Origin of the sequence: Shinella daejeonensis (genome assembly GCF_024281235.1) — a bacterium.
GTDB classification, from domain to species: domain Bacteria; phylum Pseudomonadota; class Alphaproteobacteria; order Rhizobiales; family Rhizobiaceae; genus Shinella; species Shinella daejeonensis.
In genome coordinates this window covers 153,441-168,076 of sequence record NZ_JAHWXY010000003.1, presented here as the reverse complement: position 1 = coordinate 168,076, position 14,636 = coordinate 153,441, and the positions used below count along the sequence as shown (strand labels likewise).

The window sequence follows — 14,636 nt, the reverse complement described above, 5'->3', positions numbered from 1 at the left end:
AAGGCCCTTCCATGTTCTTTGTCCGTACGGCGTCGCAACCCGATCTGGCGAAGGTCAGTGTGCTTCTGGCGGAGACATGGCACGCCAGTTACGATGCGCTTTACGGTGCGGAGAAGGTGAGCGCGGTCGTCGCCCGCTGGTATTCAGTGCCGGCGTTGAAAGCGCGGCTCGACCGGAAAGATGGAGAATTCGTCGTCGCCGACAACGGCGTCGAGATCACCGGCATGGGCTATGCCGCACCCTTGAAGGGCGAGGCGAAGACCATTTTCCTGCATCAGCTCTATGTGTCGCCAAAATACCAGAGGCAGGGGATCGGCCGGGACATCTTCGCGGAACTCGAAACCTGCTTTCCCGACGCCAGCGCCATGCGGTTGGAGGTCGATCCGCGCAACCCCGCAGCGATCGCCTTCTATATCGCCCACGGCTTCGTCAAGGTCGGAGAGGCGCGGCATAGCGTGGACGATTTTTCCGATGTGCCGCTACATGTATACGAAAAGCCGCTGGCCGTCTGAGAGGGGACGAAAAGGCGCGGGGGCAGGCGGCGGAAACGCTGGACATTCCGGACACGCCGCGCCATAAGCGGGGGAAATTCCGTCGCGGGTCCCGTGCCCGCGCGATCATGCCAAGGACACGCGCCCATGAGCCTTCTCACGCAGATCTTCACCTGGTGGAACGGTCAGACGATCGGGACCCGCTTCCATACCTGGCGTTTCGGAACCCGGGTCGGCCAGGACGAATTCGGCAACGTCTATTACCAGGGCGGCAAGGATTCCGAGGGGCGCACGCGCCGCTGGGTCGTTTATAAGGGCTATGCCGACGCCTCCGCCATCGCGGCCGAATGGCACGGCTGGATGCACCACCGCACGGACGTGCCGCCGGTCGATGAGCGCTACGAGGCGCGCGAGTGGCAGAAAGCGCATCGCCCCAATGCAACCGGAACCGCGCAGGCCTACCGTCCGCCGGGTTCCATCGCCGCCGCCGGCGAACGCCCGCGGGTGACCGGCGATTATAACGCCTGGACGCCGGGTAACTGACACCGATTTGGCCACATTTCGCCGGTAGCGCTGACAGCCCGGCGTCGCGTCGGTACGGATCGCAGGAGACGGCTTGATGACATTCGGGATTTCGCTGGTCAACGCCGGAAGACGGCTTCTTCCGGCCGTTCTCGCCGTGGCGGCGATGACCGCCCTGCCGGCGGTCTCGGATGCCGCGCGGATCGAGAATCCCGTCGCCGTCTTCTCCGGCATCGACAAGATCACGGGCCGCATCACCAGCTTCGACGTCTATGTCGGAGAAACGGTGCAGTTCGGCGCGCTTCAGGTCACGCCGCGCGTCTGCTACAGCCGCGACGATACGGAAGCGCAGAAGATCACCAGCTTTATCGAGGTCGACGAGATTACCCTCGACCGCAAGATCCGCCGCATCTTCACCGGCTGGATGTTCGCCGACAGCCCGGGCCTGAATGCGGTCGAGCACCCCGTCTATGACGTGTGGCTCACCGAATGCAAGGCAACGTCGGATGTGCCGCCGCCGGACGATACGGCGGAATAGGCGGGCTCTTTCTTTTCCGTAGACCCCGAGGGGCGATGACGCTGGTTGCCGCCGCTCAGAACGGCAGATGCGGCGAGGCGACCGCATTGGCCAGAAGATCCTCGTAATCGGCCTTCGGAACGTCGATGGCGCCGAACGTCTTGAGATGCTCGGTGGTGAACTGCGTGTCGAGCAGCCGGAATCCCCGCGCCTTCAGCCTTTCGACCAGATGGACGAGGCAGATCTTGGAGGCGTCGGTGCGGCGGGAAAACATGCTTTCCCCGAAGAATGCCGCGCCGAGCGACACGCCGTAAAGCCCGCCGACCAGTTCGTCGCCCTCGAAGGCCTCCACGGAATGCGCGTGGCCGAGGCGGTGCAGCGTGGAATAAAGCGATCTGATCGGCGTGTTGATCCAGGTCGTGGGACGGTTGGGCGCCGCCGCCGCGCAGGCGGCGATCACCGCGTCGAAGGCGGTGTCGAAGCGGATATCGAAAGGCTTCCGGCGGATCGTCCGGGCGAGGCTGCGGGGAACATGGAACCCGTCGAGCGGAATGATCCCGCGCATATCCGGATCGACCCAGAAGAGTTCCGGGTCGTCCGCCGAATCGGCCATCGGGAAGAGCCCGATGGAATAGGCGCGCAGCAGAAGCTCCGGCGTGATCTCCGGGTTCCGTCTGCGCCGCCGCCCTGCCATCGCGAGCCGACCTCCTCAGGCGCTGGTTCTGGCCAGATAGTCTTCCAGCCAGTGGATGTCATAGTCGCCGTTGGCGATGTCCTGATTGGCGATCAGGTCCTGAAACAGCGGCAGGGTCGTCTTGATGCCGTCGATGACGAATTCGTCGAGCACCCGCCGCAGCCGCATCATGCACTCGACGCGCGTGCGCCCGTGCACGATCAGCTTGCCGATGAGGCTGTCGTAATAGGGGGGGATGCGATAGCCCTGATAGGCGCCCGAATCGACACGCACGCCAAGCCCGCCCGGCGCATGGAAATGGGTGATCGTGCCCGGTGAGGGAACGAAGGTGCGCGGGTCTTCCGCATTGATGCGGCATTCGATGGCATGGCCGGAAAAGACCACATCCTCCTGGCGGACGGACAGGCCGGCGCCCGAAGCGACGCGGATCTGTTCATGCACCAGGTCGATGCCGGTGATGGCTTCGGTGATCGGATGCTCCACCTGCAGGCGGGTATTCATCTCGATGAAATAGAATTCGCCGTTCTCGTAGAGAAACTCGACCGTGCCGGCGCCGCGATACTTCAGCTTCTTCATGGCGTCGGCGCAGATCTGACCGATCCTCATGCGCTGTTCGACATTCAGGGCAGGGGAATTGGCTTCCTCCCAGACCTTCTGGTGGCGGCGCTGCAAGGAGCAGTCGCGTTCGCCGAGGTGGATGGCGTCGCCTTCGCCGTCACCGATCACCTGCACTTCGATATGGCGGGGCTTGCCGAGATATTTTTCCATGTAGACGGCATCGTTGCCGAAGGCGGCCAGCGCCTCGGAGCGGGCGGTGGAGACCGCTTCCTCCAGATCGGCTTCGGTTTTCGCCACCTTCATGCCGCGTCCGCCGCCGCCGGCGGTGGCCTTGATCAGCACGGGAAAGCCGATCTCCCGGGCGATCTCGAGCGCGTTTTCCGGCAGGACCTCGCCGTCGGAACCGGGCACCACGGGGATGCCGAGTTCCTCCGCCGTCTTCTTGGCGGTGATCTTGTCGCCCATGATGCGGATATGTTCGGCCGTCGGGCCGATGAAGGTGATGCCGTGGGCGTCGAGGATTTCGGCGAACTTGGCGTTTTCCGAAAGGAAGCCGTAGCCCGGATGCACGGCGTCGGCGCCGGTGATCTCGCAGGCCGCGACGATCTGATGGATGTTGAGATAGCTTTCGCGCGACGGCGGCGGGCCGATGCAGACGCTTTCGTCGGCAAGGCGGACGTGCATGGCGTCGGCGTCGGCCGTCGAATGCACGGCAACCGTGGCGATGCCCAGCTCCTTGCAGGCCCGAAGGACCCGGAGCGCGATCTCGCCGCGATTGGCAATGAGGATTTTGGAGATCATCTGTCCCGCCTTATTCGATAACAATCATCGGCTCGCCGTATTCGACCGGAGCGGCGTCCTCGATCAGGATCTCCGTGACCTTGCCCGAGCGCGGCGCGGGAATCTGGTTCATGGTCTTCATGGCTTCGATGATGAGGATGGTTTGCCCCTCCTTGACGATCGAGCCGACTTCCACGAAGGAACGGGCGCCGGGAGCCGGAGCGAGATAGGCGGTGCCCACCATCGGCGCGGTCACGGCGTTCTTGTTGTTGCGGGCGTCGGCTGCGGGGACGGCGGCCGGTGCGGCTGCGGCCGGCGGCGGGGCGGCGAAGGAAGCGGTCACGGGCGCCTGCATGTATTGCGGCGTGCCGGCGCGGGAGACGCGGATGCGCAGATCGTCCTGCTCCACTTCGATTTCGGTCAGGTCGGTCTCGTTGAGGATATTGGCGAGATCGCGGATCAGGACCTGATCGATGCCTTGTTTCTTGTCAGCCATGGGAAATGAGCCTCTTGTTCTTGTTATCGCGTGATGGATGAAAGCGCCTGGAGCGCAAGGATGTAGCTATGCGCGCCGAAGCCGCAGATGACACCCCTGACCGCCGGCGCGATCATCGATCTGTGACGGAATTCCTCGCGGGCGTGCACATTGGAAAGGTGCACTTCGATCACCGGTACGCCCACGGCGCGGATGGCGTCGTGCAGCGCGACGGACGTGTGCGTATAGGCGGCGGCATTGATGGCGACGCCGATGGCGTTGTCTCCAGCCTCATGGATCCAGCCGATGAGGTCGCCCTCGTGGTTCGACTGGCGGAAATCGACGGCGAAACCCAGTTTCTCTCCTTCGGTCCGGCAAAGCGCCTCGATATCGGCAAGGGTCTGGCTTCCATAGATGCCGGGTTCGCGTTTGCCGAGCGCGTTCAGATTGGGACCGTTGAGCACGAAGACGGTGGAGGATACCATTCGAAATTCCGCAAGCTGGATAGACGATTACCTATAGACCGGTGGTTCCCGCAGGGAAAGCCCCAAGCGTGCGGCGGCGTCGCGTGCCGACGCGGTCTGTCCACAAGTGGCGGCCACCTGCGCCCGCTCCGGCGGGGCCGGGTGGAATTGTGCCGACGTTCAGCAGCTCGCCTCGCCGCAGGCCCGGATATTGGCGATCTTTTCCTCCAGTTCCTCGGCGCCGACCGCCCCGAAGACCGTCTCGCGGCCGATGACATAGGACGGCGTGCCGGTGATGCCGAGGTCGTTGGCGAGCGAATAGGCCTCGCGTACGGCGTCGTCATGCGGTCTTTCCTGCATCGTCTTGCGGATCTCCGCTTCGTCGAGACCTAGGCCGACGGCCACCGCAATCGAGCTTTCCTCCGAGGCGCGGCCTTCGCTGCCCAGGAGGGCGCGATGAAACGCGCCGTATTTTTCCGGCGCGATGTCGCGAACGGCGGCGCTGACCTTGTGGGCGGCAAGCGAATCGGGGCCGAGAATCGGCAGTTCCTTCAGCACGAAGCGGACGTTCTTGTCCTTCTTCAGGATTTCCTCCATGTCGGAGAGCGCCCGCTTGCAGTAGCCGCAGTTGTAGTCGAAGAACTCGACGACGGTAACGTCGCCGTCGGGATTTCCAAGAGCGATATCGTGATCCGAAGCGAAGATCGCCTTCTGGTTGTCGGCAATGCTCTGCCCGGCCTTGGCCAGTTGCTCCTGCTGCTGTTTGTGTTGCAGGGCCTCCTGCGCCTCGAGCAGGATTTCCGGGTTTTCCAGAATGTATTCGCGGATGAAGTCGCCCATTTCCTTCTTTTGCATGTCGTCGAGCGCGAGCGCGGGAAGGGGGGCTGCGGCGGCGATGGAGAGCGCGGCGGAGACCGTCAGCAATGTCCGGAAATTCATGTCTTACCTGTCCTCGACGAGTAGCGTTGCGTCCAACTGTCATTTCGCCCCGGTGACGTCAATCCGGGCGCTGGCGTTTCCGCAACCTTAGAAGCGCGAGGGTGCAAACGATAGGGCAAAAGCGGCGGATTTTCGACCGATGCGGGTCATCGGGGAGGAGGGCGGCGAAGAGGGCGGCAGCGGCGACACTTGATCTTGCCCCCGTCCTTGCCGCAAAACCACCGCACGCTTTCGCCCGGTCTCCTTCCGGGCGCGACTTCGAAACGGAACGGATATGATGAGACTTTCAAAACGCGGCGCCGTCGAGCCCTTCCACGCAATGGACGTACTGGCGGAGGCGACGAAGCGGCGGGCGGCGGGCCGGCCGGTCATTTCGATGGCGGTGGGCCAGCCGGTCCATTCCGCGCCGCAGGTTGCGCTTCAAGCCGCGCGCGCGGCGCTTGACCACGGACGTATCGGCTATACGGATGCGCTCGGACTGCTGTCGTTGCGGCGCGCCATCGCCGGTTTCTACCGCGCCAGGCACGGTATCGAGATCGATCCCGGCCGCATCGCGATCACGACCGGTTCCTCTGCCGGCTTCAACCTTGCTTTTCTCGCCCTGTTCGATGCGGGCGACCGCGTGGCGATCGCCCGGCCGGGCTATCCGGCCTATCGCAATATACTGGCCGCGCTCGGCATCGAGACGGTGGAGATCGAGGTGAATGCCGAAAACGGCTTCACGCTGACGCCCGAGGCGCTCGAAAAGGCCGCCGCCGACCATGGCCGTATCCACGGTGTGTTGCTGGCAAGTCCCGCCAACCCGACCGGCACCGTGACACGCCGGGAAAACCTTGCCGCGCTCTCAGGCTATTGCCGCAATAACGACATCGCCTTCATCTCCGATGAGATCTATCACGGCCTTACCTTCGTCGGTGAAGAAGCGACGGCGCTCTCCTTCGGCGAGGACGCCGTGGTGATCAATTCCTTCTCGAAATATTATTGCATGACCGGGTGGCGCATCGGCTGGATGGTGCTGCCGGCGGCGCTGGTGCGGTCCGTCGAACGGATTGCCCAGAGCCTCTATATCTCCGCGCCGGAACTGTCGCAGATCGCGGCCGAGGCGGCGCTCGGGGCGGCCGGGGAACTCGATGTCCATCGCGACGCCTATCGACGCAATCGCGATCTTCTCGCCGAGCGCCTGCCGGTGCTGGGCTTCACCGTCGCCTCGCCGATGGACGGCGCGTTCTACGCCTATGTCAACGTTGCCCGCTTCACCAATGACAGCATGGACTTTGCCCGCCGGATGCTGGCGGAAATCGATGTCGCGGCCACCCCCGGCCTCGATTTCGACCCGGGCGACGGTCACCATGCGCTGCGCTTTTCCTATGCCGGTTCCCATGAGGAAATGAACGAGGCGGTCGACCGTATCGCAGCCTGGCTGCGCTGATCTCGTCCGGCCGGACGACAGAAAAAGGCCCGCCGATGGGTATCGGCGGGCCTTTCTGCTGTCTGCGTGTCGCCTGCCTCAGAAGAAGCCGCGACGCTGCCACCATCCGCCGCGCTTCGGCTTCTCCGGTTCTGCGTCCGGCTCGGCTTTCTGCTCGGCGGACGAGGTCACCACCGGTTCCGATGCAATCTGCGAGATGTCGCGATTGGCGCGGACGGGCTTCTGCGGCTCGTCGAGAGCGGCGGCTGCCGTCTCGACATCCGGCTCGACCGGCGCGGCTTCGCCTTCCAGCGCCTGTTCGATGACAGGCTCCGGCGCAGCCTCGATCTCGGCGCGCGCGACGGCGTCGGTCGCCGTTTCCTCGGTCACGGCCTTGCGGCTGCGACGAGGGCGCTTCGGCTTGGCCTCCGCCTCGGCTGCCGGAGCGTCGGCGGCGGCTTCGCCGGCGGGAGCATCGCTTGCTGGAGTCCCGGTGGCGGCTTGCGGCTGCTCTTGCGCAATCTCCCCGTCGATCGCCGGCTCGCTGTCCCCGGCGGGGGCTTCGTTCCCGTCGGCGTCCGCGGTGTCGTCGGAGCTCCCGTTTTCCCCGGAGTCAGCGTCGTCGGCTTCCGCCGTCATCTCGTCTTCCGGCCGGTTGCGGCGGCCGCCACGCTTGCCGCGGCGGCGGCGCTTGCGACGGGGCTCGTCGGTTTCGGAGCCGTTGGCGGATGCGTCCTCGCCATTGTCGTCTTCGCCATCCGTGCTTTCGTCGTCGTCCAGCGTATCGACGTCACCGGCCTGCTCGCCACCGAAGGAGGCGGTATCGGCGCCGTCGTCACCGTCGCGTCCGCGTCCGCGACGACGCCGGCGCCGCTTGCGCTTGCGACCGTTGTCGTCGCCGTTGCCATTGCCATTGCCGGAGGCCTGCGCCGCCGGCCGGGCTTCGGCCTCTTCCTCGTCGATCTCTTCCTCGAACACGACGTCGTCGTCTTCCGGTTCAGGTTCGAAATGGACGATCTGCTCGATCTTGACCGGATTTTCCACCGGCTCGCCCCGATCCACGGCGAAATGCTGCGCGCCGACATGCGCGTCCGCCTCGATGATGATCTGGACGCCGAACCGGGCCTCGTAGTCGGTGATCGTGCCGCGCTTGTGGTTAAGCAGGTAGAGCGCGATATCCGGCGTGGTGCGGACCGTGATGTTATGGGTGGTGTTCTTGAGCAGATATTCCTCGATGCCGCGCAACACATGCAGCGCAACGGAAGACTGCGAGCGGATATGACCCGTGCCGTTGCAGTGGGGGCAGGTCTGCATCGTCGATTCGAGCACCGAGGCGCGAATGCGCTGGCGCGACATTTCGAGCAGGCCGAAATGCGAGATGCGGCCGACCTGGATGCGGGCGCGGTCGTTCTTGAGGTGATCCTTGAGGCGCTTCTCGACCGCACGGTTGTTGCGCTTCTCCTCCATATCGATGAAGTCGATGACGACAAGGCCGGCGAGGTCGCGCAGCCGGAGCTGGCGCGCCACTTCTTCCGCGGCTTCGAGGTTCGTCTGGAGGGCGGTCTCCTCGATGGACTGCTCGCGCGTCGAGCGGCCGGAGTTGACGTCGATCGCGACGAGCGCCTCGGTCTGGTTGATGATGAGGTAGCCGCCGGATTTCAGCGTCACCTGCGGTTGCAGCATGCGATCGAGCTGCGCCTCGATGCCGGAGCGCGAGAAGATCGGATGGACGTCGCGATAGGGCTGCACGACCTTCGCATGGCTCGGCATCAGCATGCGCATGAAAGCTTTCGCTTCCTTGTAGCCTTCCTCGCCGGCCACGACGATTTCGCCGATGTCCTTGTTATAGAGGTCGCGGATCGACCGCTTGATGAGCGAGCCTTCCTCATAGACGAGGCACGGCGCGGTCGAATTCAGCGTCAGCGTGCGGACGTTTTCCCACAGGCGCATGAGATATTCGAAGTCGCGCTTGATCTCGACCTTGGTGCGGTTGGCGCCGGCGGTGCGAAGGATCACGCCCATGCCCTGCGGAACCTCGAGGCTGCGGGCGATCTCCTTGAGACGCTTGCGGTCCTGCACATTGGTGATCTTGCGGGAAATGCCGCCGCCGCGCGCCGTGTTCGGCATGAGCACCGAATAGCGGCCGGCAAGCGAAAGATAGGTGGTCAGCGCCGCGCCCTTGTTGCCGCGCTCTTCCTTGGCGACCTGCACGAGCAGGATCTGGCGGCGCTTGATGACTTCCTGGATGCGGTACTGCTTGCGCGGCTTGCGCACCACGCGGTCCGGAACCTCTTCCATCGCGTCTTCCGCGCCGACGGATTCGATGACTTCCTTTTCGTCGCCGCCGTGATCGTGATCATCGTCGTCGCTGTCGTCGTCATCGCCATTGTCGTCTGCCGGTTCGCGCGGCCCGGCGGGTTCGGAAATCTCGTCCGTGTCCACGGCGGCGGCCATCGCCCCGCCGGGTGTTTCGTCGTCGCTGCCGCCTTCCGACGCCGGCGCGCTTTCGGTGGCCTCGGGCGCATCTTCGACCTTCGCCTTGGCCCGGCGGGTGCGGCGCGGCTTCTTCGCCGGCTCTTCCACGGACGGCGCGACCTCGGCCTCGGCCTCGGCAGGCGACGCCTCCGCCGCGCTTTCGGCCGCTGTCTCGGAGACTGCGGCTGCCGGTTCTGCCGGTTCTGCCGGAAGTTCCTCCGCTACGGGAGCAGCAGCCTCGACGGCGGCGGGCCCGGCCGTTTCGGCGTGAGCGCCTGCATCGTCATCGGAAACGTCCGTTCCGGTTTCCACCGGTTCGATATCGTCGTCGTGACGATGCTCTTCCGCCTCGGCCTTCAACAGGGCCTGACGATCGGCAAGCGGGATCTGGTAATAGTCGGGATGGATTTCCGCGAAGGCCAGGAAGCCGTGGCGGTTGCCGCCGTAATCGACGAAGGCCGCCTGAAGCGACGGTTCGACGCGTGTCACCTTGGCGAGATAGATATTGCCGCGGATCTGCTTCTTGTATTGGGATTCGAAGTCGAATTCTTCTATGCGGTTCCCGCGTACGACGACAACGCGCGTCTCCTCGGCGTGAGACGCGTCGATAAGCATTTTTTCTGCCATTTAGATTGTGCTCCTCGACGCAAGCGCATTCCGTCTGGCGAAAGGTCCCCCGAAAGGGACGAGCCGGAACGATAAGGGGCTGCGTCGAATAAATAAGTTCCCGCCGGGCACGGATGCGCCAGCAGCGACCAGACCGAAGCAGGGGCGAAAGCCGCCCGGCATCTGCTACCGTCTGGATAAAGCCGCTGTGACAACATCAACGTCCACGCGAAAATGCCAATGCCATAGACCTGTCCGGTCCGATGAAGTTGCCCCGGAAAGGGGCGGGCGGCGGAAAACCGCCCTGACTGTTCCGGCCACCGCCGGATTACGCGATTCAATCGGCTGGAAGAAAGCGGTTCGACGGCGGATGAAGGCCCGTTTCGGCGCCAAGTCCCGGGGAAGGTGGCGTCCCGAGGAAGGTGGCTGCCTGGTCGGACGATTCTATCCCGTCCAATCTTTCTTTCCGGACATGTTTTTATGGCCTATATGTCACAATGGCAAGGGAAAAGCCAAAGGTGTCATAATATTGATGAATTTGCTCCGATGTTTGTGGCGCGCCGGTCCGGCGACGACCGGTTAACCATAGGGGCGCATTCGCGGGCGTTGTCGCGCGTCGCGTCGCGCCATCTCCACCTTTTCGAACGGGCTTGACGTGCTGATGATATTCCCTCCGACCGGTCTTCTGCGCCGCGCCGCCGTTGCGGTCTTCGTCTGGCTGTTGTGCTGGGGAACGGTCTTTGCCGCCGCGCCGGAGGCGGACCGGCCGCTGCTGGCGTTCGCCGCGCGTGTCGCCGGCGACGATGCCCGCACGCGGCTCGTCATTGATTTCGACAGGAAGCCGGACTTCCAGGTGCATTACGTCGCCAATCCGTATCGGGTGCTGGTCGATCTGCCGGAAACCGATTTCGCGATGGAGGAAGACCAGCTGGCGGCGCGCGGCATCTTTGCCGATATACGCTACGGCACGATGGCCGCCGGTCGCTCGCGGATCGTGCTGACGGCGGAACGACCCGTAGCCGTCGCGCTCGCCGAGGTGCAGCAGGAGGATGGAGCCTCGACCTTCCGCCTGGTGATCGACGCGGCGATCGTCACCGACCAGGTCTTCCAGGAACATCTCGACAAACAGACATGGCGCAAGGCGGAGGCGGCGGCGCAGGAGACCGCGCCGCTGATGCTGCCCGCAGCCGGGGCGAATCGGGGACCCTTCGTCGTCGCCGTCGACGCCGGCCACGGCGGCATCGACAATGGCGCGACCGGCGCTTCCAGCAAGACGGTGGAAAAGGACATCACGCTGGCCTTTGCCCGCAAACTTGCCGACGCGTTGAATGCCCTTCCCGACACCCGCGCCGTCCTCACCCGCGACAAGGATGAATTCCTGTCGCTTTCCCAGCGCGTGCAGCTTGCGCGCAGCGAGGGGGCGAACCTGCTTGTCTCGGTTCACGCCGACACCCTGCGCCAGAAGGATATCCGCGGCGCGACGGTCTACACCATTTCCGACAAGGCATCGGACAGTCTCGCCGCCCGTCTTGCGGAGCGCGAGAACCTTTCGGACCAGATCGCCGGCATCTCGCTCGACAGCGAGCCGGCGGAGGTCGCCGATATCCTGATCGATCTCGCCCGCCGCGAGACGCAGGCCTTTTCCATCAGCGTCGCCCGCGAGGTGGTGCGCACCTTCGAAGGCGAGGTGCTGCTGATCAACAACCCCCATCGTCACGCCGGTTTCCGGGTGTTGACCGCGCCGGATGTGCCCTCGGTGTTGCTGGAACTCGGTTTCCTCTCGAACAAGGAGGACGAGAAGCTTCTGGTCGATCCCGACTGGCAGAAAAAGGTGGCCGGTCTCATCGCCAAGGCGGTCGAGCGCTACCGCCTGTCCGTCGTGTCGAATGGCGGCTGAGCGGGGCGGCGACGGACCTTCCCGTCTTTGCCGCGCTGTGCTGGAAAAGTGACAACCGGCGCCATTGTGCGGTGGTCAGGGGCCGACGCTTGCGCTAAGCCCTATTTTCCTCACATTCCGAACGCTAGACGGGTGTGAAAATCGATAGATGAGTCTATGACGTCGAGCGTTTCGGCGGGGCATGTCTGCCGGCTTGAGGGCAGGCCCGGCGGCAATGTTCACCATAATCACTATATTTAAGGCATCGGTACGCGGCTCATGGTCAGATTGATTGGATATTTTTTCGGGATCGGCGCAGTTTTCTTCCTCGTCGTTGCGGGGGCGGTCGCGCTTTATCTCGGAAGTGTCGCAAAGGACCTGCCCGACTACGAGGTGCTGAACAATTACGCGCCGCCGGTGACGACACGGGTCCATGCCGGCAACGGCGCGCTGATGGCCGAATATGCGCGTGAACGCCGCCTCTATCTGCCTATCCAGGCCATCCCGGATCGGGTGAAGGCCGCTTTCCTTTCGGCCGAGGACAAGAATTTCTACCAGCATCCCGGCGTCGATGTGACCGGCCTGTTCCGCGCCATCGTGGTCAATATCCAGAACATGGGTTCGGGCCGCCGCCCGGTCGGCGCTTCGACGATCACCCAGCAGGTCGCCAAGAATTTCCTCCTGACCTCCGACCAGACCATCGACCGCAAGGTCAAGGAGGCGATCCTCTCCTTCCGCATCGAACAGGCCTATTCCAAGGATCGCATCCTCGAACTCTATCTGAACGAGATCTTCTTCGGGCTGAATTCCTACGGCATCGCCGGGGCCGCGCTCACCTATTTCGACAAGTCCGTCACCGAGCTTTCGCTGGCCGAGACGGCCTATCTCGCCGCCTTGCCGAAGGGACCGTCGAACTACCATCCGTTCCGCCGTGTCGAGGCGGCGATCGAGCGCCGCAACTGGGTGATCGACCGGATGACGGAGAACGGCTACGTTTCGGCGAGCGAGGGCGCGGACGCCAAGAAACAGCCGCTCGGCGTCACCCCCCGTCATCGCGGCTCCTATCTCTTCGCATCCGAATTCTTCGCGGAGGAGGTTCGCCGCCAGATCATCGAGCGTTATGGCGACAATGCGCTTTACGAGGGCGGGCTTTCGGTGCGTACGTCGCTTGATCCCCGTCTCCAGGTGGCCGCGCGCAAGACCCTCCAGCGGGGGCTGCTGAATTACGACGAGCGGCGCGGCTTCCACGGCCCGATCGAGACGATCGAGATCGGTGGCGACTGGGGCGTGGAGCTTGCAAAGGTCAACGCCTATTCGGACGTGCCGGAATGGAAGCTCGCCGCCGTTCTTGCGGTGGACGACCGGGGGGTCGACATCGGACTCCAGCCCCGCAAGGAGGCTTCGGGCAAGGTCGTGGCGGATCGGGTGACCGGCCGCATCGACGCCAAGAACATGACCTGGGCCTACCGCTCGGCCAAGGGGGACCGCAAGACGACGAAAACGCCGGTCGGCGTGCTGAATGCCGGCGATGTGGTCTATGTCGAGCCGACGAACGACGGGGAGGGCTCCTATCGTCTGCGTCAGCCGCCGAAGGTTCAGGGCGGCCTCGTCGCCATGGACCCGCATACGGGGCGTGTCCTCGCCATGGTCGGCGGTTTTTCCTTCGCGCAGTCGGAGTTCAACCGCGCGACCCAGGCGATGCGTCAACCGGGTTCGTCTTTCAAGCCCTTCGTCTACGCCGCCGCGCTCGACAACGGCTATACGCCGGCCTCCGTGGTGATGGATGCGCCTTTCGAGATCGTTTCGGGCGGTCAGGTCTGGCGGCCGCAGAACTACGGCGGCGGCTCGGCCGGCCCCTCGACGCTGCGGCTCGGCATCGAGCGTTCGCGCAACCTCATGACGGTCCGGCTCGCCAACGACATGGGCATGAACCTCGTCGCCGAATATGCGGAGCGCTTCGGTATCTACGACAAGATGCTGCCGGTTCTCGCCATGTCGCTCGGCTCGGGCGAAACGACGGTGCTGCGGATGGTGTCGGCCTATTCCGTGCTGGCCAATGGCGGCAAGCAGATCAAGCCGTCGCTGATCGACCGCATCCAGGACCGCTACGGCAAGACGATCTTCCGCCATGAGGAGCGGGCCTGCGAGAATTGCAACGCCAACGACTGGGAGCACCAGGAAGAGCCGGTGCTGATCGACAACCGCGAACAGGTCCTCGATCCGATGACGGCCTATCAGATCACCTCCATGATGGAGGGCGCCGTCACCCGCGGTACGGCCGCCGGCAAGATCAAGGTCGATCGCCCGGTTGCCGGCAAGACCGGCACGACCAACGATGAGAAGGACGCCTGGTTCGTCGGTTATACGCCGGATCTCGTCGCGGGCCTCTATCTTGGTTTCGACAGTCCCGCGCCGCTCGGTCGCGGCGCCACGGGCGGCTCGCTCGCCGCACCGATCTTCAACGAGTTCCTGCAACTGGCGGTCGAAGGCACCAGGCCGACGAAATTCATCATCCCCGAGGGGATGAAGCTCATTCCCGTCAATCGCAAGACGGGCATGCAGGCCGAGGCGGGCGACCCGGATACGATCATGGAAGCCTTCAAGCCCGGCACCGGCCCGGCGGACATCTTCTCGGTCATCGGCGGCGACGATTACGCCACGCCGGAGGAAATCCTGCGCAATTCGCCCCAGGCCAATCAGGCGATCACCGGCGGCAGCGGCGGCCTGTTCTGACCGCTTTCCATTGTTTTGCGGGCGGACACGGGGCTTTACATCCGCGTCCGCCCTGACTATTTCACGGCCACCCGAAAATCAGCAGCGAAGAAAGCGGA

The 14,636-nt window shown here is 64.2% G+C and carries 12 protein-coding genes; 6 read left to right on the top strand and 6 right to left on the bottom strand.

Going from position 1 to position 14,636, the window contains the following annotated elements; all coding sequences use genetic code 11:
• Positions 1-11 precede the first annotated feature (11 nt).
• From KYK29_RS11480 to KYK29_RS11470, 3 genes are all read left to right on the top strand, one after another.
• Complete coding sequence (locus KYK29_RS11480) at positions 12-512, top strand: GNAT family N-acetyltransferase (protein WP_254691030.1); 501 nt, start codon at positions 12-14, stop codon at positions 510-512.
• A gap of 126 nt (positions 513-638) precedes the next feature.
• On the top strand, positions 639-1,034 hold the full coding sequence (locus KYK29_RS11475; protein ID WP_254691029.1) for an NADH:ubiquinone oxidoreductase subunit NDUFA12: 396 nt from the start codon (positions 639-641) through the stop codon (positions 1,032-1,034).
• A 145-nt stretch (positions 1,035-1,179) separates the two neighbouring features.
• Positions 1,180-1,551, top strand: a complete 372-nt coding sequence (locus KYK29_RS11470) for a DUF2155 domain-containing protein (protein ID WP_254691276.1) — start codon at positions 1,180-1,182, stop codon at positions 1,549-1,551.
• Positions 1,552-1,606: 55 nt separating this feature from the next.
• Here KYK29_RS11470 and aat read toward each other — a convergent pair whose 3' ends face one another.
• The 5 genes from aat to KYK29_RS11445 form a co-directional block, all read right to left on the bottom strand.
• Positions 1,607-2,224 carry a leucyl/phenylalanyl-tRNA--protein transferase gene (gene aat, locus KYK29_RS11465; protein WP_254691028.1) on the bottom strand — a complete coding sequence of 206 codons (618 nt, stop codon included), beginning with the start codon at positions 2,222-2,224 and terminating at the stop codon, positions 1,607-1,609.
• 15 nt (positions 2,225-2,239) lie between these two features.
• On the bottom strand, positions 2,240-3,583 hold the full coding sequence (gene accC / locus KYK29_RS11460; protein WP_254691027.1) for an acetyl-CoA carboxylase biotin carboxylase subunit: 1,344 nt from the start codon (positions 3,581-3,583) through the stop codon (positions 2,240-2,242).
• 10 nt (positions 3,584-3,593) lie between these two features.
• Entirely contained in the window at positions 3,594-4,058 is a 465-nt protein-coding gene (gene accB / locus KYK29_RS11455; protein WP_254691026.1) for an acetyl-CoA carboxylase biotin carboxyl carrier protein, read from the bottom strand.
• A gap of 23 nt (positions 4,059-4,081) precedes the next feature.
• A complete protein-coding gene (gene aroQ, locus KYK29_RS11450; RefSeq protein ID WP_254691025.1) occupies positions 4,082-4,522 on the bottom strand; it encodes a type II 3-dehydroquinate dehydratase in 441 nt (146 codons plus the stop codon).
• 159 nt (positions 4,523-4,681) lie between these two features.
• Entirely contained in the window at positions 4,682-5,440 is a 759-nt protein-coding gene (locus tag KYK29_RS11445; RefSeq protein ID WP_254691024.1) for a DsbA family protein, read from the bottom strand.
• A 274-nt stretch (positions 5,441-5,714) separates the two neighbouring features.
• On the opposite strand from KYK29_RS11445, the gene KYK29_RS11440 reads away from it, so the two are divergent.
• Positions 5,715-6,869 (top strand): pyridoxal phosphate-dependent aminotransferase, encoded by a 1,155-nt coding sequence (locus tag KYK29_RS11440; protein ID WP_254691023.1) that lies wholly within the window; start codon positions 5,715-5,717, stop codon positions 6,867-6,869.
• A 78-nt stretch (positions 6,870-6,947) separates the two neighbouring features.
• On the opposite strand, the gene KYK29_RS11435 is transcribed toward KYK29_RS11440, so the two are convergent.
• Positions 6,948-9,950, bottom strand: coding sequence for a ribonuclease E/G (locus tag KYK29_RS11435; protein ID WP_254691022.1), 3,003 nt, complete (start codon positions 9,948-9,950; stop codon positions 6,948-6,950).
• A gap of 640 nt (positions 9,951-10,590) precedes the next feature.
• On the opposite strand from KYK29_RS11435, the gene KYK29_RS11430 reads away from it, so the two are divergent.
• Together KYK29_RS11430 and KYK29_RS11425 are read left to right on the top strand one after the other, a co-directional pair.
• Positions 10,591-11,826, top strand: coding sequence for an N-acetylmuramoyl-L-alanine amidase (locus KYK29_RS11430; RefSeq protein WP_254691275.1), 1,236 nt, complete (start codon positions 10,591-10,593; stop codon positions 11,824-11,826).
• 258 nt (positions 11,827-12,084) lie between these two features.
• Positions 12,085-14,538, top strand: a complete 2,454-nt coding sequence (locus KYK29_RS11425; RefSeq protein WP_254691021.1) for a penicillin-binding protein 1A — start codon at positions 12,085-12,087, stop codon at positions 14,536-14,538.
• The last annotated feature ends 98 nt before the right edge of the window (positions 14,539-14,636 follow it).